Origin of the sequence: Tessaracoccus sp. SD287, assembly GCF_017355265.1 — a bacterium.
Classification (GTDB): Bacteria; Actinomycetota; Actinomycetes; order Propionibacteriales; family Propionibacteriaceae; genus Aestuariimicrobium.
In genome coordinates, this window is sequence record NZ_JADIJQ010000001.1 from 121,490 (window position 1) to 141,532 (window position 20,043).

The 20,043-nt window shown below is 69.0% G+C and carries 15 protein-coding genes; 6 read left to right on the forward strand and 9 right to left on the reverse strand.

Annotation, left to right across the window (positions count from 1 at the left end):
* Positions 1 to 37: 37 nt before the first annotated feature.
* From hrpA to IPV09_RS00605, 6 genes are all read right to left on the reverse strand, one after another.
* Complete coding sequence (gene hrpA / locus IPV09_RS00580) at positions 38 to 3,880, reverse strand: ATP-dependent RNA helicase HrpA (RefSeq protein ID WP_207472905.1); 3,843 nt, start codon at positions 3,878 to 3,880, stop codon at positions 38 to 40.
* A gap of 61 nt (positions 3,881 to 3,941) precedes the next feature.
* Complete coding sequence (locus IPV09_RS00585; RefSeq protein WP_207472907.1) at positions 3,942 to 4,832, reverse strand: universal stress protein; 891 nt, start codon at positions 4,830 to 4,832, stop codon at positions 3,942 to 3,944.
* A complete protein-coding gene (locus IPV09_RS00590; RefSeq protein WP_207472909.1) occupies positions 4,829 to 5,269 on the reverse strand; it encodes a pyridoxamine 5'-phosphate oxidase family protein in 441 nt (146 codons plus the stop codon). The genes IPV09_RS00585 and IPV09_RS00590 overlap by 4 nt, the downstream gene beginning before the upstream one ends.
* Before the next feature lie 64 nt (positions 5,270 to 5,333).
* Complete coding sequence (locus IPV09_RS00595) at positions 5,334 to 7,733, reverse strand: phosphoketolase (RefSeq protein WP_207472911.1); 2,400 nt, start codon at positions 7,731 to 7,733, stop codon at positions 5,334 to 5,336.
* Positions 7,734 to 7,781: 48 nt separating this feature from the next.
* A complete protein-coding gene (locus tag IPV09_RS00600) occupies positions 7,782 to 8,714 on the reverse strand; it encodes a YbjN domain-containing protein (protein WP_207472912.1) in 933 nt (310 codons plus the stop codon).
* Positions 8,715 to 8,789: 75 nt separating this feature from the next.
* Entirely contained in the window at positions 8,790 to 9,722 is a 933-nt protein-coding gene (locus IPV09_RS00605) for an AEC family transporter (RefSeq protein ID WP_207472913.1), read from the reverse strand.
* A 97-nt stretch (positions 9,723 to 9,819) separates the two neighbouring features.
* Here IPV09_RS00605 and IPV09_RS00610 point away from each other — a divergent pair, with 97 nt between their 5' ends.
* From IPV09_RS00610 to IPV09_RS00630, 5 genes are all read left to right on the forward strand, one after another.
* Positions 9,820 to 10,374, forward strand: a complete 555-nt coding sequence (locus IPV09_RS00610) for a DedA family protein (protein ID WP_370590160.1) — start codon at positions 9,820 to 9,822, stop codon at positions 10,372 to 10,374.
* Positions 10,375 to 10,399: 25 nt separating this feature from the next.
* Positions 10,400 to 11,413: a LacI family DNA-binding transcriptional regulator gene (locus IPV09_RS00615; protein WP_207472915.1), complete on the forward strand. Its 1,014-nt coding sequence runs from the start codon at positions 10,400 to 10,402 to the stop codon at positions 11,411 to 11,413.
* Positions 11,414 to 11,497: 84 nt separating this feature from the next.
* Positions 11,498 to 12,643 carry a Gfo/Idh/MocA family protein gene (locus IPV09_RS00620; protein ID WP_370590161.1) on the forward strand — a complete coding sequence of 382 codons (1,146 nt, stop codon included), beginning with the start codon at positions 11,498 to 11,500 and terminating at the stop codon, positions 12,641 to 12,643.
* Positions 12,640 to 13,794 carry a dihydrodipicolinate synthase family protein gene (locus tag IPV09_RS00625; protein WP_207472916.1) on the forward strand — a complete coding sequence of 385 codons (1,155 nt, stop codon included), beginning with the start codon at positions 12,640 to 12,642 and terminating at the stop codon, positions 13,792 to 13,794. The genes IPV09_RS00620 and IPV09_RS00625 overlap by 4 nt, the downstream gene beginning before the upstream one ends.
* On the forward strand, positions 13,791 to 14,642 hold the full coding sequence (locus IPV09_RS00630) for a sugar phosphate isomerase/epimerase family protein (protein ID WP_207472917.1): 852 nt from the start codon (positions 13,791 to 13,793) through the stop codon (positions 14,640 to 14,642). Before IPV09_RS00625 ends, IPV09_RS00630 begins: the two co-directional genes overlap by 4 nt.
* Before the next feature lie 69 nt (positions 14,643 to 14,711).
* On the opposite strand, the gene IPV09_RS00635 is transcribed toward IPV09_RS00630, so the two are convergent.
* The 3 genes from IPV09_RS00635 to IPV09_RS00645 all read right to left on the reverse strand — a co-directional run bounded on the left by IPV09_RS00635 (position 14,712) and on the right by IPV09_RS00645 (position 18,773).
* Positions 14,712 to 17,633 (reverse strand): vitamin B12-dependent ribonucleotide reductase, encoded by a 2,922-nt coding sequence (locus tag IPV09_RS00635; RefSeq protein WP_207472919.1) that lies wholly within the window; start codon positions 17,631 to 17,633, stop codon positions 14,712 to 14,714.
* A gap of 89 nt (positions 17,634 to 17,722) precedes the next feature.
* Entirely contained in the window at positions 17,723 to 18,184 is a 462-nt protein-coding gene (gene nrdR / locus IPV09_RS00640) for a transcriptional regulator NrdR (protein ID WP_207472921.1), read from the reverse strand.
* Positions 18,185 to 18,407: 223 nt separating this feature from the next.
* Complete coding sequence (locus tag IPV09_RS00645; RefSeq protein ID WP_207472923.1) at positions 18,408 to 18,773, reverse strand: DUF2752 domain-containing protein; 366 nt, start codon at positions 18,771 to 18,773, stop codon at positions 18,408 to 18,410.
* 184 nt (positions 18,774 to 18,957) lie between these two features.
* Between IPV09_RS00645 and IPV09_RS14460 the strand changes: the two genes are divergently transcribed.
* The gene (locus tag IPV09_RS14460) at positions 18,958 to 20,040 is read left to right on the forward strand and encodes an RDD family protein (RefSeq protein ID WP_207472925.1); all 1,083 of its coding nucleotides are present in this window, start codon (positions 18,958 to 18,960) and stop codon (positions 20,038 to 20,040) included.
* Positions 20,041 to 20,043 lie beyond the last annotated feature (3 nt).

Genomic DNA, 20,043 nt, shown 5'->3' on the forward strand with positions numbered 1-20,043 from the left:
CCATCCCCCTGACACGGGCGACGTTGACGCGCGGGCTTCAGCCGAGCTTGGCAATGGCCGTGCGTACCCGTTTGGCCGAGATCGGCACCGACGCCTTGAGTTGTTGGGCGAACAGGCTCACCCGGAGCTCCTCGATGAGGAAGGCGACCTCCTCCACCTCCGGTGGCAGCGGCCCCGGCGGCAGGGTGGCGCACAGGTCGGCGTAGTCGGCCTCCAGGTCATCGATGACGTCCTGGTTCTGGGCGTCGCGTCGGGGATTGCCCCGCCAGGCGGTGAGGCGCAGCGCCATCGCCTGGACGTAGCGTGGCAGGTGCCCGAACCACGGGTCGGGGGTGGCCGAGATGAAGTTCGGGAACAGCAGGTTGTCGAGCTGCTGGGTGACGTCCTGGGCGATCCGCTCCCCCGCAGGCACGCCGGCGAGTGCCTCCAGCACGGACAGTCGGTGGGTCAGCACCTGGGCCACGGTCGAGACGACCTGACGCATCCGGTCGGCCTGCCCCTGGCGGACCTCCACCGCCAGCGCCTGGTAGCTCGCCGCCGAGCGGGTGGCCGAGAGGTCCGGGTCCATGGCCCGGGCGAGCGAGTCGACCGCCTTCAGGCGGGCATCGGCGAGCAGGGCGGGCACGTTCGGGTACGGGCTGTGGGCCAGCGCCACCTTCTCGGCGTTGCCCAGGTGGGCGACCACCCAGTTGGTGGGGTCCGGGTTGGTCAGCACCAGCAGCCGGCGCACGCCACGCGCGTGGGAGACCTGCTGGGCCCGGGGACTGTCGAGGACGACCACGCCGACGCTGTTGCCCTCATCGGCCAGGGCCGGGTAGCCAATGGCGGAGGTGCCACCGCGGGACAGGTCCTGTTCGGTGGGCACGGGGCCGAAGGACCAGTCCGTCGCGCCGGTGACCCGCTGCTTCTTCGCCGCCCGGGTGAGCACCTGGGACACCTGGCCGGCCAGCAGTTGGCGGACCGCCGCGAAGTCCTTGGTGGCGGACGCCGGTGCCCCCTCCCCGACGACCTGGAAGGAGACCTGCAGGTGTGGAGGCAGCGCCGACGGGCTCCATTCGTGTGGTTCGACGATGTGGCCCGTGATGGCCCGCAGTGCTCGGCCGAGTTCGTCGGCCAACCGCCGGGACTGGTCGGCGCCGAACTCGTCCAACCAGCGCAGCGCCCGCCGGGCATGGTCGGGGGCCGGGACGAAGTTGCGTCGTACCGCCTTGGGCAGTCCGCGGATCAGCTCGGCGGCGACCTCCTGGCGCAGCCCGGGCACCTGCCAGCTGAACGGTTCGGCGGTGAGCTGGTTGAGCTGGGCCAGTGGGATGGTGACGGTGACCCCGTCGTGGCCCGAGCCGGGGTCGAAGACGTAGCTGACCGGCAGTTCCAGGTCCCCCACCTGCCAGCGGTCGGGGAAGGCCGTCGCATCGGGGCCGGCGGTGTCGTCGCGGATCAGGTCGTCGATGGCCAGGTCGAGCAGGTGGGGCTGGTCAATGCGCCGCCACCAGGTGTCGAAGGTGGCCCCGCTGACGACCTCGCCCGGGATCCGAGCGTCGTAGAAGTCGTAGATGGTCTGGTCGTCGACGAGCAGGTCGCGGCGACGGGTGCGCTCCTCCAACTGTTCGGCCTCGGCGCGCACCTCGGCATTGCGGCTGAAGAAGGCGTGGCGGGTCTGCCAGCCGCCCTCGACCAGCGCGGACCGCAGGAAGATCTGCCGGGCGGCGACCGGGTCGACGTGGGAGTAGTTCACCCGCCGGTCGGCGATGATGGGCACCCCGTAGAGGCTGACCTTCTGATAGGCGACGACGCTGGCCGAACTGGACGACCAGTGGGGTTCGGAGTAGCTGGACGTGAGCGCATGACCACCCACCTGCTCGATCCATTCCGGTTCGACCTCGGCCACCATCCGGGCCCACAGGCGGCTGGTCTCGACCAGTTCGACGGCCATCACCAGGGGCGGGTTGACCTTTGCCAGCGCCGAGCCGGGGTTGATGGCGAAGCGGGCGTTGCGGGCACCGATGTACTCCCGGGGTCCGCGACCACGGCGGCCCGGTTTGGTGCCGGGGGGTGCCTTCGGTTCGCGGACGTCGAGCAGGCCGATGTGGGACAGCAGGCCGGAGGCGACCGCCGTCAGCACCGCTTGGGTCGGCGCCGGGGTGCGGTTCGGGCGCCACTTCAGGTCACGTCCGATGTCGCGCAGTTGCGCGGCCAGGTCCTCCCACTCGCGCACCCGCAGGAAGTTGATGAACTCGTCGCGGCAGAGTCGACGGAAGGCGTTGCCGCTGAGGGTGGCACGTCGGTCGGCGAGGTAATGCCACAGCCGCAGCAGGGCCATGATGTCACCACCCTCAGCGGGCTTGGGCGCGGTGTCCTGCTTGCGGGTGTTGCTGTGGGCCGTGTGGCGCAGCGGGGCGGTGTCGTCCCCGGTGCGTTCCGCCGGGCCGGGCTGGTCGGGGGCGGCGTCGGTGTGGAACCGTGCGTGCAGGGCGTCGGCCTGTTCCCGCTTGTCGGCCGGTCGCTCGCGCACGTCGGGGATGGCCAGGGCGGCGACGATGACCTGGACCTCACGCAGCGCGTCGCGGCGTTGACCCTCGACCAGCATCCGGGCCAGCCTCGGGTCGACCGGGATCCTGGCCAGCTGGTGGCCCACGTCGGTGAGCCGCGGATTGTTCCGGTTGCCCGGCTTCAGCGCGCCCAGTTCCTCGAGCAGTTTGACGCCGTCATTGATCTGGGCGGCGTCGGGGGCCTCGACGAACGGGAAGCTGCTGATGGCCCCCAGCCGCGCCTGGGCCATTTGCAGGATGACCGAGGCCAGGTTGGTGCGCAGGATCTCGGGCTCGGTGAACTCGGGCCGGGCGGCGAAGTCCTCCTCGGAGTACAGCCGGATGCAGATGCCGGGGGCCACCCGACCGCAGCGGCCGGCACGCTGGTTGGCCGACGCCTGCGAGACGGGTTCGATGGGCAGCCTCTGCACCTTGGTGCGCGCCGAGTAACGGGAGATGCGGGCGGTGCCGACGTCGACCACGTAGCGGATGCCGGGCACCGTCAGCGAGGTCTCCGCGACGTTGGTGGCCAGGACGATGCGCCGGGTCGTGTGGGCCTGGAAGATCTTCTGCTGCTCGGCCGAGGACAGCCGGGCGAACATGGGGACGACCTCGACGCCGGGCAGCTTGAGCTCGCCCAGCGCCTCGGCGGCGTCGCGAATCTCACGTTCGCCGGACAGGAAGACCAGGATGTCGCCGGGCCCGGCGGCCAGCAGGTCACCGACGGCATTGACGATGCCGGTGTTCTGGTCGGGCTCGTCGGGGTCCAGCGGCTGGTAGCGCACCTCGACCGGGTAGGTGCGCCCGGAGACCTCCACGATCGGGGCATTGTCGAAGTGCTCACTGAAGCGCGCGGTGTCGATGGTCGCCGAGGTGATGACCAGCTTCAGGTCGGGGCGCCGCGGCAGCAGCTGTTTGAGGTAGCCGAGCAGGAAGTCAATGTTGAGGCTGCGCTCATGGGCCTCATCAATGATGATCGTGTCGTAGCGGCGCAGGTCGCGGTCATGGGTGATGGCGGCCAGCAGCACCCCGTCGGTCATCACCGTCAGCTGGGTGTCTCTGCCGGCCTTGCGGGTGAACCGCACCTGGTAGCCGACCTGGTCACCGATCGCGACGCCGAGTTCGTCGGCGATGCGTTCGGCGACGGTGCGGGCGGCGATGCGACGCGGCTGGGTGTGGGCGATCCGGGTGCGGCCCAACTGCAGCGCGACCTTCGGCAGCTGGGTGGTCTTGCCCGAACCCGTCTCGCCGGCGACGACGATGACCTGGTGCTTGGTCAGCAGGTCGGCAATGTCGTCGACCCGGGCCGTGATCGGCAGGGACTCGTCGAAGGTGATCTGGGGAGTGCTCATGACCGGCCCAGCCTAGCCGTGCCCACGCGGGGGGCACGGCAGCCGAGGCAGGACGTCTGGCTCAGCGCACCACCATCAGCGGTGATTCGGCGTGGGCCAGCACGGCTCGGGTCATCCCGCCCAGGGCGAAGCCCAGCACGGTGGGGGCACGCATGCCGAGCACCAGCAGGTCGACCTCGCGGCTGAGCGAGACCAACCGGTCGACGGGGTCACCGGCCTGGACCAGCACCTCGACCGGGACATGGGATTCGCTGCCGGCGACCCGGTCGACGAGTTCGGTGATGGCTGTCCTGGCCTCGGTGAGCAGTTCGCGTTCGGCGTCGGCGGTCAACTGGTAACCGCCGAACATGCCCACCGGGACGGCGGGCTGGATGTGGGTCACGATCAGCCTGGCGCCCCGGACCCGTGCCTCCACCAGCGCCTCGGCCAGGGTCTCGGCGCTGTGTCCCTCACCGTCGACGCCCACGGCGACGACCTTGCGGCCCCCCGTCTCGTCGGGGTTGACGGCCGCCGAGATGACCACCAGCGGGCAGTGGGCGACGGCCGCCAGGGAGGCCGAGGTGGAACCCACGAACATGCGTTCCAGGCCGCCCAGCCGGCGGCGTCCGACCACGAGCCGGTCAGCATTCTCGCTGGCCTCGGCCAGGACGGCCGTCGGGTTGCCGATCAACACCTCGGAGGTGATGAGGTTGTCCGCGAGCCCCAGTTCGACGGCGCGGGCGCGGGCCGCAGCGATCGTCTGTTGGCCGGCGCGTTCCATCGCTTCGATGTCCTGGATCGCCCCCCAGGCGCCGGCCATCACGGCGGCGTCGACGGCGTGGACCAGATGGAGATGGCCGTTGACCAGCAGCGCAGCGCGGGTGGCGTACTCGACGGCGCGCAGGCCGTCGGGGGAACCGTCGACGCCCGCAACGAAACGTCCTGTGGTGGGTCGACCAGACTTGTGGGTCATCGGTTCTCCTCGGGTCGCGACACTGTCCGTCCGGTCAGTGACGTCGGTCTGATCACCATGACATGCGGACGCGTGCCCGATGCCCACGGGGTGATCTTTTCCGCTGCTGCCATCGTGCCCTCTTCGACGAGGCCACGCACCAGAACACTCCAGGCCACACCCGTCTCGATGTCGATGTCGTCGACCTCGAAGGCCACCCGCTGCCCGGTGAGGCCGGCCAGGGCCGTGGTCGGCCCGGTGCGGAAGACGACCAAACCGTCAACCCACGAGTAGTTGACCGGGTGGATGGTCAGTTCGGGAACGGTGAAGGCCACTCGTCCGATGACGCCGTCGTGCAGCAGCGCGCGGCATTCGTCCTCGTCGAGCACGGTGTAGGACCCGGTGTCACTGGTCTGTGGAGCGTCTGTCCCCTCCCGTCCGGGTGAAACCGATGCCATTGCCGATCCTTCCTGCCTCCCAGTGGTGCTCGGCAAGTGTAGCGACGCGGGCCCCGCCACCGGCTCACCCACGCCCCGGCTGGTCGGAGGCCTGCTGCTGGTGGCCCAGCGTCCATTCGCTGACCGCCGGCATGTCCTGCAGGTGTTCGACGATGTAGGCCTCGTGCTCGTCGAGCTGGGCTCGGCACCACTGCTTCAGTTCCTGGCCGCCGACCACCGAGCGCCCGGCATTGTTGATGGCGTCCATGACCAGGTGGTAGCGCGAGGCCCGGTTCCGCACGACCATGTCGAAGGGGGTGGTGGTGGTGCCCTGTTCGATGAAACCGCGGACGTGGAAGCGGTCGGCGTCGGGACGGCCGTGGACCAGTTGGTGGATGGCGCCCGGGAAGCCGTGGAAGGCGAAGACCACGTCCTTGTCGTCGGTGAACAGTTCGTCGAAGTAGCCCTCGCTCATCCCGTGCGGGTGGTCCTTGGGTCGCATCAGGGCCATCAGGTCCACGACGTTGACCACCCGGGTGCGCAGGCGCGGCAGTCGGTCTCGCAGGATCTCGGCGGCCGCCACCGTCTCCATGGTGACGATGTCGCCGGCGCAGGCCAGGATCACGTCCGGGTCGTCGCTGCCGTCATCGTTGCCGGCCCAGTCCCAGATGCCGACCCCGCGTTCGACGTGGTCAATGGCCTCGTCCATCGACAGCCACTGGGGCTGGGGTTGCTTGTCCTGCACGATCAGGTTCACCTTGTCCCGGGACCGGAACACCTTGTCGGCGACCACCAGCAGGGTGTTGGCGTCCGGGGGCAGGTAGATGCGCGAGACGTCACCGCGCTGGGTCAGCACGTTCTGGATCAACCCCGGCCCCTGGTGGCTGAAGCCATTGTGGTCATTGCGCCAGGCGGTGGAGGTGAGCAGGATGTTCAGGCTCGGCACCGAGGCCCGCCAGTCCAGGTGGGCGGCCTCCTCCAGCCACTTGGCGTGCTGGATCGTCTGGGAGGCGCTGACCATGGCGAACGCCTCGTAACTGGCGAACAGGCCGTGGCGACCGGTGAGCAGGTAGCCCTCCAACCAGCCGTGGCAGTTGTGCTCGCTGAGCACCTCCATCACCCTGCCGTCGGGACCAATCTTCTCGTCGGTCTCGTCGAGGGCCTCCATCCAGGCCCTATCGGAGACCTCGAAGACCGCGCCGAGGCGGTTGGAGTTCGTCTCGTCGGGGCAGAACAGTCGGAAGGTGTGCGGATTGTTGCGGTACAGCTCGCGCATGAACTCGCCGAGCTTGCGGGTCGACTCGGCCTTCTCGGCGGCCCGGTGGCTGACGTCGGGTGCCATCGACCTCCAGTCGGGCAGGACGAGGTCCTGGGTGAGCAGACCACCATTGGCGTGCGGGCTGCCCGACATCCGCTGCGTGCCGGTCGGGTTGATCCTGGTGACCAGTTCGGTGGGGGCGCCGGACTCGTCGAACAACTCCTCGGGTCGATAGCTGCGCAGCCAGTCCTCGAGCAGTTGCAGGTGCGCCGGGTCCTCCTTGACCCCCGAGAACGGCACCTGGTGCGACCGCCACGTGCCCTCGACCTGCACGCCGTCGACCACGTCCGGTCCGGTCCAGCCCTTGGGGGTGCGCAGGATGATCATGGGCCAAACCGGACGCGTGCCACCGGCGCGACCGTTGCGGGCGTCGTCCTGGATCTGGGTGATCTCGGTGTAGGCCTGGGCCAGGGCCTCGGCGAAACGGTCATGCATGCCGGGCAGGTCGTCCCCGCCCACCTCGATGACGTGGTACCCGTGGCCCTCGATCAGGCTGCGGGTCTCGGCCGCAGGTTTGCGCGCCAGCACCGTGGGGCCGGCGATCTTGCCGCCGTTGAGGTGCAGAATCGGCAGCACCGCACCGTCCCGGGCAGGGTTGAGGAACGAGATGCCCTTCCAGGAACCCTCCAGCGGGCCCGTCTCGGCCTCGCCGTCACCGATCACCGTCAGCGCCAACAGGTCGGGGTTGTCGAAGACGGCACCGAACGCGTGGATCAGGGAGTATCCCAGTTCGCCACCCTCATGGATGGAGCCCGGGGTGGTCACCGACACGTGGCTGGGGATGCCACCGGGTGCCGAGAACTGGCGGCAGAGCTTCTCGACCCCCGCGGCATCCTGGGTGACGGCGGGGAAGGTCTCGGTGTAGGTGCCCTCCAGGTAGGACGCCGCCACCAGCGCCGGCCCACCGTGGCCAGGCCCGGTGATGTAGATGGTGTCCTGGCCGGTGTGGTTGATGAGCCGTGACATGTGGGCGTAGATGAAGCTCAGGCCGGGGCTGGTGCCCCAGTGGCCCAGCAGGCGGGGCTTGATGTGGTCAGCCTGCAGCGGCTCAGCCAGCAGGCAGTTGCCCATCAGGTAGATCTGGGCCACCGTCAGGTAGTTGTTGGCACGCCACCAGGCATCGATACTGGTGCGCTCGTCGTCCGTCATCCTCGCTTGTGGGGGCATGGGTCCACGCTAGGCGTCCGGCCGTGGCGATGTGGGCGGTCGCCGAAGTCAACCTTTGTCCTCGAAAGTGGTCCGTCCGCGCAGCTTGGCCGCCAGCAGGTCGTCCATCTCATCGGCCATCCTGCTGATGATCCGCAGTCCCTGCAGCAGGTGGGCCGGGACGAAGGGGTGGGCCAGCAGCGACATGGTGACGAAGACCCGGTCGCGGATCAGGGCGAACCGTCCGTACTTGGCCTCGACGTTCAGGTCGTTGAGGACCTCCACTGCCCGGGAGCGTCCTTCGACGTCGTGGACCATCACCGAGAACAGCACCACCTCGTCGGCGGCGCTGGTGGTGCGCACGAAGACCAGCGAGGACCCGACCCGGATGGTGATGTCGCCATCGGCGTCACGCAGCGGCGGGTGCCCGAACAGCTCGGTCAGCTCCCGGGTGACCAGGTCGTCCAGATGGGTCCTGTTCCGCGGCATCACGGCGGTCAGGTCCTCGGCGTCGAACGCGGTGCTCACCGGCACCGGGTGGGCGTCCGGCGCCTCCGGTCGCAGGATCTCGGCCAACTGGTCTGGCGCCAGGAAGACGGGGTGCTGGACGCCGTACACCGTCCACAGGGTGCTGGTGGCCAGCACGGCGATCACGTCGCTGCGTTCCTGGGGGACGATCTTGGAGAAGTTGGCGCTGGGGTGGGGACCGGTGGCGCTGGGCGGGTCCCAGCCGGCCTGCTCCATCTCGGCGAGCTGTGCGCTGGTCAACTGGAAGCCGTCCCCCAGACTGGCATTGCTGGCGGCCTCGACCTGGATGAGGTCGGGTTCGCCCTCCAGATGCGTGAACCGCATGAAGGGTGCCGGGTCGTCGCTGGCGGACATGGTGCCGATCGTCAGCGAGCCGCCGTCGTCGATGACCGAGACGACCTCGGCGAGCCGATCGGCAAAGCTCTGCCAGGCGGTGGCGATGCTGCGGTCGATGTCGAACTCAGAGCTGTCCACGGGTCCCCTTTCGTCATGTTCAACCTAACAACCCCACCGGCAGGTCGCTGGGCTGCTGCCACAGTGCGGTGGTTCTCAGCGACCGACCACGGCCGCGATCAGGGCGATGGTGATGATGGAACCGATGGTGGTGACGAAGACGACGTCGCGGGCCAGACCCAGGCCCTTCTGGTAGCGGGCGGCCCAGACGAAGACGTTCTGGGCCGTGGGCAATCCGGCGATGACGACCACGGCCAGGGTGGTCGTGGCGTCCAGGCCGAGGACGCCGGCCAGCGCCCAGGCGATCAGCGGATGCACCACCAGCTTGATGACCGCGGCCAGCGTCATCGCACGTCCATCCGCCCCGCGCCCGGGCAGCGGGCCCAGCCGGAGCGAGATGCCGAAGGCGACCAGCATGGCCGGCACCGACATGTCGGCGAGCAGTCCGACGGGGCTGGCCAGCCAGGCCGGAACGCTCCAGCCCAGCAGGTTCACCGCGAGCCCGGCCAGGGTGCCGATGGTCATCGGGTTGCGCAGCGGCAGGCTCAGGTTGCTGCCCACCGACGGCCGACGCCCCTCGTCCCTGGCCTTGTCCAGGTCGAGCAGGGTCAGTGCTGCGGGCTGGACGACGGCGACCTGGAAGAGCAGCAGCGGGGCCAGCCAGGTGACGTCACCCAGGACGAAGACGGCGATGGGGATGCCGAGGTTGGCGGCGTTGACGTAGGAGGCGGTCATGGCGCCGATCACCAGGTCGGACCGGCTGGGGCGCAGCCACAGGCGGGCGACCAGGGCGTAGAGCCCGCAGGCCAGCAGGGTGGCGAGCACCGTCACCAGCAGGTTGCCGGAGAAAACCCGTCTGACGTCGGCGTCGGCGACCATCAGGAACAGCAGCGCCGGGGAGGCGACAAAGAAGGCGACCTTGGCCAGGACGTCCTGGGCGGTCAGGGTCAGGATCCGCAGGTGTGCGCTCAGCCAGCCGGCGGCGATGACGACCCAGATGGTGGCGAACCCGCTGAGTACCCCTGTCACCGGGACAGCATAGGATGGGGGGAGGGCACGGGCGTCACGGTGGACCTGCATGGACACCCGCGATGGTCTCGCCCACTGGGCCCGGACAAGGAAGATTGTGAATCCGTTCAGCTGGAATGCGCCCTGGTTCGTGGTGGCCGCGGGCCTGTTCGTCATCGTCATGCTGCGGGCCAACGGCACCTACTGGTTGGGGCGCGGCATGTCAGCGGGCACCTCCCGTTCCCGCTACGCCGCCTTGCTGGACGCGCCGGGGTACCTCAAGGCCAGGGCATGGTTGGAGCGCTGGGGGGCCCTGGCGGTGACGTTCTGCTTCCTGCTCGTCGGGGTGCAGACCCTGGTCAACCTGGCGGCGGGCGTCGGGCGGATGTCGATGCGCCGTTACCTGCCCGCCGTGGTGCTGGGCTGCATCCTGTGGGCCCTGCTCTACTCGACGATCGGCTTCGTCGGCTTTGCTGCGGTGGCCGCCCTGTACTCCTTCTCCCCCGTGCTGGCCATCGGCTTGGCCGTGGTGGCGGTGACGGCACTGGTGGTCTTCATCGTCTGGCGGGTGCGTCAGGGCAGGCGTGGCCAGGGCGTGTGGTCCGATGTCGAGGCCGACACCGAACCAGGTCTGGCTCGCACAGCTGTCGGCACCGGGCCGCTGGCGCGTTGAGCCCTTCGCACTAGCCTGAGCAACCATGGACCACGAGCACCCACCCGTCGCGGCAGCCGCGACCCTGACCGATGTCGCCCGCCGCGCAGGCGTCTCGCTGGCGACCGCCTCGCGCGTGCTGAACGGCAGTTCCCGCACCGTCGGGGCCACGATGGCCGCCCGGGTCCATGCCGCCGCCGACGAACTGTCCTACTCCCCCCACGGACCGGCGCAGGCGATGGCGCGGGGCCACACCATGTCGATCGGCATGCTGGCCCCCGACATCGCCGACCCCTACTTCACCCAACTCTCCGCAGGTGCGACCCAGGCGGCGGCGCAGCATTCGATGATGCTGAGCGTCGCGGTGCACCACGCCGACCTGGACCGGGAACTGCAGCAGGTGCGTTCCTTCCGCGCCCAGCGCGTCCGCGGGCTCATGATCGCCGGGTCGCGTCCGGCCGGCGAGGACCCCGAGCAGCTGTTGCGCGCGGTGGGTGAGCTGCCGGTGGTCGTGGTGGGACAACAACTGGGGGACCTGCCGTGCGTGGGGTTCGCCAACGAGCAGGGCGCCGCCGCCCTGGCCGAGTCGCTGCTCGGGCTGGGCTACCAGCGGTTCGTCGTCCTCACCGGGCCCGACCACCACGCCACCTCGTTGGAGCGGGCGCGCGGATTCGCCGACGTGCTGGCTGGGGCCGGGGTCGGGCTCGAGGCGGTGAGCGGCGAGTTCAGCCGGGACGGCGGCTATGACGCCATGACCCGGGCCCTGCCGCTGGTGCGCCCCGGAACAGCACCGGTGTGCGTGTTCGCGGTGACCGACATGATGGCGCTGGGTGCCATGACGGCCCTGCACGAGGCCGGCATCAGCGTCGGTCCGGAAGTGGGCATGGCCGGGTTCAACGACCTGCCGATCCTGGCCGACCTGAGGCCGGGGCTGACCACGGTGCGGCTGCCGCTACGGGAGGCGGGGATGGCCGCCATTGACGGACTGCTGGGCGGCGAACTGCCGAGCGAGCCGTTCGGTGGGCAGGTCGTGCTGCGGCAGAGCACTCCCCCACGGTGAGCGCCGCGCAACCCGGGTTGTGTGTCACGGGCCTGTCCTTGCTACGCTGGGAATACGCTTTCCCGCACGGTCAGAGGAGATCACGTGGAGTCCATCGGCATCATCATGAACGGCGTCACCGGACGAATGGGGTACCGCCAGCACCTGGTCCGCTCCATCCTGGCCATTCGCGACCAGGGCGGGGTGGAACTGCCGGACGGCCGCAGGGTGCAGGTCGACCCGATCCTGGTCGGACGCAACGAGGCCAAGCTCGCCGAGATCGCCGCCCGTCATGGGCTGGACAACTACACGACAGACCTCGACGCCGCCCTGGCCGACCCGCACCACCAGATCTACTTCGATGCCCAGCTGACCAGTGTGCGTGAGCAGGCGCTGCGCCAGGCCATCGCCGCCGGCAAGCACATCTACACCGAGAAGCCGACCGCCGAGAACTCCGAGGTCGCCCTGGAACTCGCCCGCCTCGCCACCGCTGCCGGGCTGAAGAATGGCGTGGTGCACGACAAGTTGTACCTGCCGGGCCTGCGGAAGTTGGAGCGGTTGGTGCGCGGGGGCTTCTTCGGGCAGGTGCTGAGCGTGCGCGGCGAGTTCGGTTACTGGGTCTTCGAGGGTGACTGGCAGGACGCGCAGCGCCCCAGTTGGAACTACCGGGCCGAGGACGGCGGCGGCATCGTGATGGACATGTTCGCCCACTGGAACTACGTCCTGGAGCAGTTGTTCGGCAGGGTGCAGTCTGTCTATGCCCGCGCCGTCACCCACATCCCCACGCGGGTCGACGAGCGCGGCGCCAGCTACCCCGCCACCGCCGATGACGCCGCCTACGCGATCTTCGAGTTGGCCGGCGGGGTCATGGTCACCCTGAACTCGTCGTGGGTGACCCGCGTGAACCGCGACGAACTGGTCGAGTTCCACGTCGACGGCACCCACGGCAGCGCGGTCGCCGGGCTGCACCACTGCCGGATCCAGCACCGGGCCGGCACCCCCAAGCCGGTCTGGAACCCCGACCTGGTCGAGTCGATCCCCTTCCGGGAACAGTGGCAGCAGGTTCCCGACAACGACACCTTTGACAATGGGTTCAAGGCCCAGTGGGAGCAGTTCCTGGTGCACGTGCTGGCCGACGGCCCCCACCCCTACGACCTGCTGGCCGGTGCCCGCGGCGTCCGACTGGCCGAGGCAGGACTCGAGTCGTCGGCCACTGGACGGCGCGTGGACCTGCCGGAGCTGTCGCTGTGAGCCTGCTGCTGCCTGGCCGCGACGGGTCTCGGCACCGGTTCAGCTTCACTGGCGCACCGGCCTGGCTGCCCCCCGCTGAGGGTTTCAGTTCACGGGTCGCCTTCGCCGCTGCGCACGCCATCCCCCGGGTCGAGGCCGACAATGTGCCCGGCCGCCCGGCGGACATCGACTGGGACGCGACGCTGGCCTTTCGCCACCACCTGTGGTCCCACGGGTTCGGCGTGGCCGAGGCGATGGACACCGCCCAGCGTGGGATGGGCCTGGACTGGGATGCGTGCCAGCAGTTGATCCGCCGTTCGTCGGCCGAGGCGGTGGCCGGCGGCCACCGGATCGCCACCGGGGTGGGCACCGACCACCTGCCGCCGGGGGCCAGTCTCGGCCAGGTCGTCGACGGCTACCTGACCCAACTCGAGGTCACCCTGCAGGCCGGCGCCCAGCCCATCGTCATGGCCTCGCGGCACCTGGCGGCGGTGGCCTCCGGCCCCGAGGACTATGTGCGCGTCTACGCCCGTGTGCTGGCGGCCAGCGACCGGCCGGTGATCCTGCACTGGCTGGGCACCATGTTCGACCCGGCCCTGGCCGGCTACTGGGGTTCGTCCGACCTGGACGTTGCCACCGAGACCTTTGTCGACCTGGTGACGGCCCACGCCGACCGGGTCGACGGGGTGAAGGTTTCGCTGCTGGACGCCGACCACGAGGTCTCCTTGCGCCGCCGCCTGCCCGCGGGGGTGCGCCTCTACACCGGCGACGACTTCAACTACGCCGAGCTGATCAGGGGCGACGGGCAGCTCCACTCCGACGCGCTGCTGGGGGCCTTCGCAGCCATCGCCGGACCTGCTGCTGCCGCCTTGGCTGCCCTGGACGCCGGTGACCTGCAGCGTTACGACCAGGTGATGGGTGCGACGGTGCCGCTCAGCAGGCAGGTCTTCGCGGCTCCGACGTTCCACTACAAGACCGGCATCGCCTTCGTGGCCTGGCTGACCGGTCACCAGCGCGGATTCCAGATGGTCAACGGCCAGCACGCCGGACGCAGCATCGTCGACCTCGCCGAGACGGCCCGGCTGGCCGACGCCGCCGGGATCATCCACGACGTGGACCTGGCCGAACGTCGTCTCGGGGCGCTGCTCACCGTGGCGGGGGTTGACCAGTGAGCGCGTCCGTCCGGCCCGCCGAGCAGCGGTTGTCGCTGAACCAGAAGACCGTCAACCACCTCGGGCTGGCTGCGGCGATCGACCTGTGCCGGCGTCACGGCATCGAGTCGATCGGGGTGTGGCGCGAACCCCTGGCCGAGGTCGGCCTGCAGACGGCTGCCCGGATGCTGAGCGGGTCGGGTCTGCGGGTCTCGTCGCTGTGCCGGGGTGGCTGGTTCACCGCCACCGGTGCGGCCTTCGACCAGGCCCTGGCCGAGAACCGTCGCGCCGTCGACGAGGCGGCCGCCCTGGCCGCGGACTGCCTGTGCCTGGTGGTGGGCGGGCTGCCGCCGGGCTCCACCGACCTGGTCGGTGCCCGGACGCAGATGGCGCGGGCGTTGGACGCGCTGGTGCCCTATGCCGCCGAGCGGGGTGTCCGGTTCGCCCTGGAACCCATGCATCCAATCTTTGCTGCCGACCGCGGGGTGCTGTCCACCCTGGCGCAGGCCCTGGACCTGGCTGAGGACTACCCCGCCGAGACCGTCGGCGTGATGGTCGACACCTACCACGTGTGGTGGGACCCTGCCCTGGCCGAGCAGGTGGCCCGGGCCGGGGCGGCGGGACGGATCGCGTCCTACCAGGTCTGCGACTGGATGCTGCCGCTGGCCGCCGACGCGCTGCTGTCACGCGGGATGATGGGCGATGGCCACATCGACTTCGCCGCCGTCACGGCGATGGTGTCGGCGTCGGGCTACGCCGGTGACGTGGAGGTCGAGATCTTCAATGCCGACATCTGGGCCGCCGACCCTGACCAGACGGTGACCCTGATGAAGCAGCGCTACCTCGACCTGGTCGCGCCCCGGCTCTGAGTCCCTCGTCGGGCCGACAACGACAACGGTCCCGCCACCCTGCAGGGTGGCGGGACCGTTCTCGGTAGATCAGCTGCAGCCGCTGGTCGAGCCGCAGCCCTCGCAGGCGTAGCACGAACCGGACGGACGCATCTTGGTGCCGCAGGTCATGCACAGCGGGGCATCCACCGACAGGCCGGTCATGGCCTCCATCAGCTCGGCCGTGGTCTGACCGGCGTTCGCCGGCGCCTTGGCCACCGGAGCAGCGGCGGGGGCGCTGACGGCTGCCGGGGTGCTCACCGCAGGGGTGAACTCCACCAGCGAGGGCTGGTTGGCGCCGGGCTCGTCAAAGCGACGGTTGTCGACATCGTCGTTCTGCAGCGACTGGGCCTCAGGGATCTGGGCCTGGTCCTCCTCGGAGGGGTAACGGCCGGTCTCCACGTAGTGGGCCCGCTCCGCGGCGGTGTAGATGCCCAGTTCGGAGCGCTCGTCGAAGCTCAGGTAGTCCAGCGCCAGGCGACGGAAGACGTAGTCGATCAGCGACTGGGCGATGCGGATGTCGGCATCATCGGTCATGCCGGCCGGCTCGAACTTCATGTTCGTGAACTTCTGGACGTAGGTCTCCAGCGGGACGCCGTACTGCAGCGCCACCGAGATCGCCAGCGAGAAGGCGTCCATGACCCCGGCCAGGGTCGAGCCCTGCTTGCCGAGCTTCAGGAAGATCTCGCCCAGGTCGCCGTCCTCGTAGCGCGACGAGGTCAGGTAGCCCTCGGCCCCGCCCACCGAGAACGAGGTGGTGCGCGAGTCACGCGACTTGGGCAGGCGGCGGCGACGCGGCCGGTACTCCACCCGCACCTCCGGGGCCACCGCCACGGGGGCGACGGCAGCCGGCTCGGCCTTCTTGCGTCCGTCGGACAGCGGCTGTCCCACCTTGCAGTTGTCGCGGTAGACGGCCAGCGCCTTGAGGCCCAGCTTCCAGCCCTGCAGGTAGACGTCGGCGATCTCTTCGACGGTGGCCGATTCGGGCAGGTTGACGGTCTTGGAGATGGCACCGGACAGGAACGGCTGGACAGCAGCCATCATCCGCACGTGGCCCATGGGAGCGATGAACCGCACCCCCATGGCGGTGTCGAAGACCTCGTAGTGCTCGGGCTTCAGGCCGGGGGCGTCGACCACGTGGCCGTGCTCGGCGATGAAGCTGACGATGGCCTCGGCGGTCTCGGTGGCGTAGCCCAGGTTCTTCAGGGCGCGGGGAATGGTCTGGTTGACGATCTGCATCGAACCGCCGCCGACGAGCTTCTTGAACTTGACCAGCGAGAAGTCGGGCTCGATGCCGGTGGTGTCGCAGTCCATCATGAAGCCGATGGTTCCGGTCGGGGCCAGCAGCGAGGCCTGGGCATTGCGGAAGCCGTTGCTCTCGCCCAGTTCGACGACTGCGGCCCACTCCTGCTGGGCGGCGCGCAGCACGTCGCCGTCGACCTCGTTGTGGGTGACCACGTCGTAGTTGGCGTCGCGGTGCTTGCGCATGACCCGCTTGTGGGCCTCCGCGTTGCGGGCGTAGCCGGCGTAGGTGCCGACGACACCGGCCAGTTCGGCCGAACGGCGGTAGGCGGCACCGGTCATCAGCGAGGTGATGGCGGCGGCGAGCACCCGGCCACCCTCGGAGTCGTAACCCTTGCCCAGTGCCATCAGCAGCGCGCCCAGGTTGGCGTAGCCGATGCCCAGCTGGCGGTAGTCGCGGGTGGTCTGGGTGATGGCCTCGGTCGGGAAGTCGGCGAAGCAGATCGAGATGTCCATCGCGGTGATGATCAGTTCGGTGGCCTTGACGAAGTTCTCGATGTCAAAGGTGTCGTCATCGTTGAGGAACTTCAGCAGGTTGAGGCTGGCCAGGTTGCACGAGGAGTTGTCCAGGCTCATGTACTCCGAGCAGGGGTTGGACGCGGTGATGCGTCCAGTCTCGGGGTTGGTGTGCCAGTCGTTGATGACCCCGTCGTACTGGATGCCCGGGTCGGCGCACTCCCAGGCAGCCTTGGCAATCTTGCCGAACAGCTCGGTGGCGCGGACCTCTTCGATGACCGAGCCGTCGGCGCGTGAGGTCAGCCCGAAGGTGGTGTCCTGCTCGACGGCACGCATGAACTCGTCGGTGACGCGCACCGAGTTGTTGGCGTTCTGGTACTGCACCGAGGTGATGTCCTTGCCGCCGAGGTCCATGTCGAAGCCGGCGTCGCGCAGGGCGCGGATCTTGTCCTCCTCGCGGGCCTTGGTCTCGACGAACTCGACGATGTCGGGGTGGTCGACGTCCAGGACGACCATCTTGGCCGCACGGCGGGTGGCGCCACCGGACTTGATGGTGCCGGCCGAGGCGTCGGCGCCACGCATGAAGGAGACCGGGCCCGAGGCGGTGCCGCCGGAGCTCAGCAGTTCCTTCGACGAACGGATCCGCGACAGGTTGAGACCGGCACCGGAACCGCCCTTGAAGATGAACCCCTCTTCCTTGTACCAGTTGAGGATCGAGTCCATCGAGTCGTCGACCGAGAGGATGAAGCAGGCGCTGACCTGCTGCGGCGACTGCGTCCCCACGTTGAACCAGACCGGGGAGTTGAAGCTGAAGTACTGGTGGGCCAGCATCCAGGTGAGCTCGTGCTCGAAGACCAGCGCGTCCTGGTCGGTGGCGAAGTAGCCGTTGTCGATTCCGGCGCGGGTGTAGGTCTTGACGACCCGATCGATCAGGTCCTTGAGGCTTGACTCGCGGGCGTCAGTGCCCAGCGCGCCACGGAAGTACTTGGTGGTGACGATGGTGGACGCGTTGATGCTCCAGAAGTCGGGGAACTCGACGCCGCGCTGCTCGAAGACGGTGACACCGGTCTTCCAGTTGGTCTGGACGATGTCGCGCTTCTCCCAGGTCATCTCGTCATAGGGGTGCACACCGTCGGTGGTGAACACGCGCTCGATGGTCAGTCCTGCCCGCTTGCGGGTGGAGTTGCGGCGCGCCGTCCGAGTGGTCTCGGTCATCAAGGTCTCCTGTGTATCGGTGGGGCTGTGTCGATCATGCATGTGGGCACCGACAAAAGCGGACGCCCTGGGCGGTGCTGGTGCGGTGTTCAGTGCGTGGCCGCAGGCTCTGAAGCCTGCATGCGGCCGATTTCGGCGATGAAGTCGTCCACGCACTGGTAGTGCTTGTAGACGGAGGCGAATCGCAGGTAGGCCACTGGGTCGAGTTCGCTGAGCGGGCCGAGGATGGCCACGCCGACCTCGTCGGTGGGAACCTCGGCCAAGCCGCTGGCCCGCAGCGCCTCTTCGACGCGCTGGCCAAGTTTGGCGAGGTCGGCCTCGGTCACGGGTCGTCCCTTGCAGGCCTTGCGGACGCCCGAGACCACCTTGTCGCGATTGAATGGTTCGATCACCCCACTCTTCTTCACCACCACCAACTGCATCTGCTCAATGGTGGTGAAGCGTCGCCCGCACTCGGGGCACTGGCGGCGCCGGCGGATGCTGGCGCCCTCGTCGGCGGACCGCGAATCCAGCACGCGGGAGTCGCCGTGGCGGCAGAAGGGACAATGCATGACAACTCCCATCGGCGGGTCATGGGGCGGTGTGGTCTGTGGGTAACGTGTGCAGAAGCTGTGGAGAAGTTGTGGACTTCAAACCACAAGCTGTGGATGAACCACAGCGATGTAACTACTAGATGTAGAGACTATAGGCCTCGCCGACCCCGACATCAAGCTCACGACGCGCCGCCTGGCGGGAAAGTTCTGGGGCGCCGACCCGTCAGGCCCCACACCCTGTTCAGAGCAGGTTCCTCGCCAGTGTGAACAGCAGCGCCAGCACGCCGAGGACCCAGTAGACACGAGTCTGGGTGATGGGGCCGAACCGGCTCGGGGGACGCACCCGGGGACCTCCCAGCAACTCGACGAGCCAGACCAGGGACACCAGCCCCAGCACCACCCCGCCCACGAAGAGGAACGGGTTCCAGCCGAAGGCCTGCCCCAGGTCGCCCCGCACGACGGCCGCCGCCATCCGCGTACCGCCACAGAAGGGGCACAGGAAGCCGAGGCGCAGTGACGGGCAGGTGATGCCTTTGCCCGTGGCCACATACACCGCGGTGATGACGGCGCCGACGGCACCGACGCCAGCGACACGCGCGAGCGCCATTTCCGGCGAGAAAGCGGCAGTGGCCGTGTGCCCCGTTGTACTCACTGCTCCAGTGTGACAGCCACGTGATTCCCCGGCCCAGACGCTCCCCACTGACCCGTGCGGTGGTCTAGATTGAAGCACGGCCAATCCGGCCAGACTGTCACCAGCCCATCCGGCCGCGCCGGGAATCATGGAGAACCAGATGAGCAACAATTGGAACGACCCGAACGCCCCTCAGGGCGACAACAACCAGGGCGGCTGGCAGCACCAGCCTGAGCAGAACTGGGACCAGGGACAGGCGCCGGCCGATCCGACCCAGCCGCCTGCCGAGCAGAACTGGGACCAGGGACAGCAGGCCGGTGGTTGGGACCAGCAGGGCCAGCCCTCCGCCAACCAGGGCTGGGACCAGCAGGGCCAGCCCTCCGCCAACCAGGGCTGGGACCAGAGCCAGGGACAGCAGGGCGGTGGCTGGGACCAGCAGGGCCAGCCCTCCGCCAACCAGGGCTGGGACCAGAGCCAGGGACAGCAGCCCGGTGGCTGGGACCAGCAGGGCCAGCCATCCGCCAACCAGGGCTGGGACCAGAGCCAGGGACAGCAGCCCGGTGGCTGGGACCAGCAGGGCCAGCTCTCCGCCAACCAGGGCTGGGACCAGAGCCAGGGACAGCAGGCCGGCGGCTGGGACCAGGCGCAGGGTGCCGCCTACGGCGCTCCGGGTGCAGGCGCGCCCGGCTACGGCACTCCTGGTTACGGAACTCCGGGTTACGGTGCTCCGGGATATGGCGCCCCCGGCTACTCGGGCCAGCCCATGGCCCCCGGCGCAAAGATCGGCCCCCTCGGCATGCCGCTCGCCAGCTGGGGCAAGCGGGCGCTGGGCGGTCTGCTGGACTTCGTCCTGCCCGGCTTCATCATCAGCCTGCTCCTGAACATCATCTTCCCGGCCGAGGTGAACACCTCTGGTGGGGTCTCGGTCAGCCAGACCAACAATCTGCCCAGCCTCATTGGCTCCCTGCTGCTGTACCTCGCCCTGGCTTTCGTCAGCCAGAAGACGGGCCAGTCGTGGGGCCGCAAGGTGGCCAAGACCCAGCTCGTCGGCGAGGACGGTCGGCCGATCGGGCTTGGCAAGAGCTTCGTCCGCTACCTGGCCCACTACATTGACTCGCTCATCTGCCTGGTCGGCTGGCTCTTCCCGCTGTGGGACAACAAGCGTCAGACCATCGCTGACAAGATCATGAAGACCTACGTCCTGGACGTGTCGCAGTCCGGACCGATCAACGTCCAGCAGTGACCG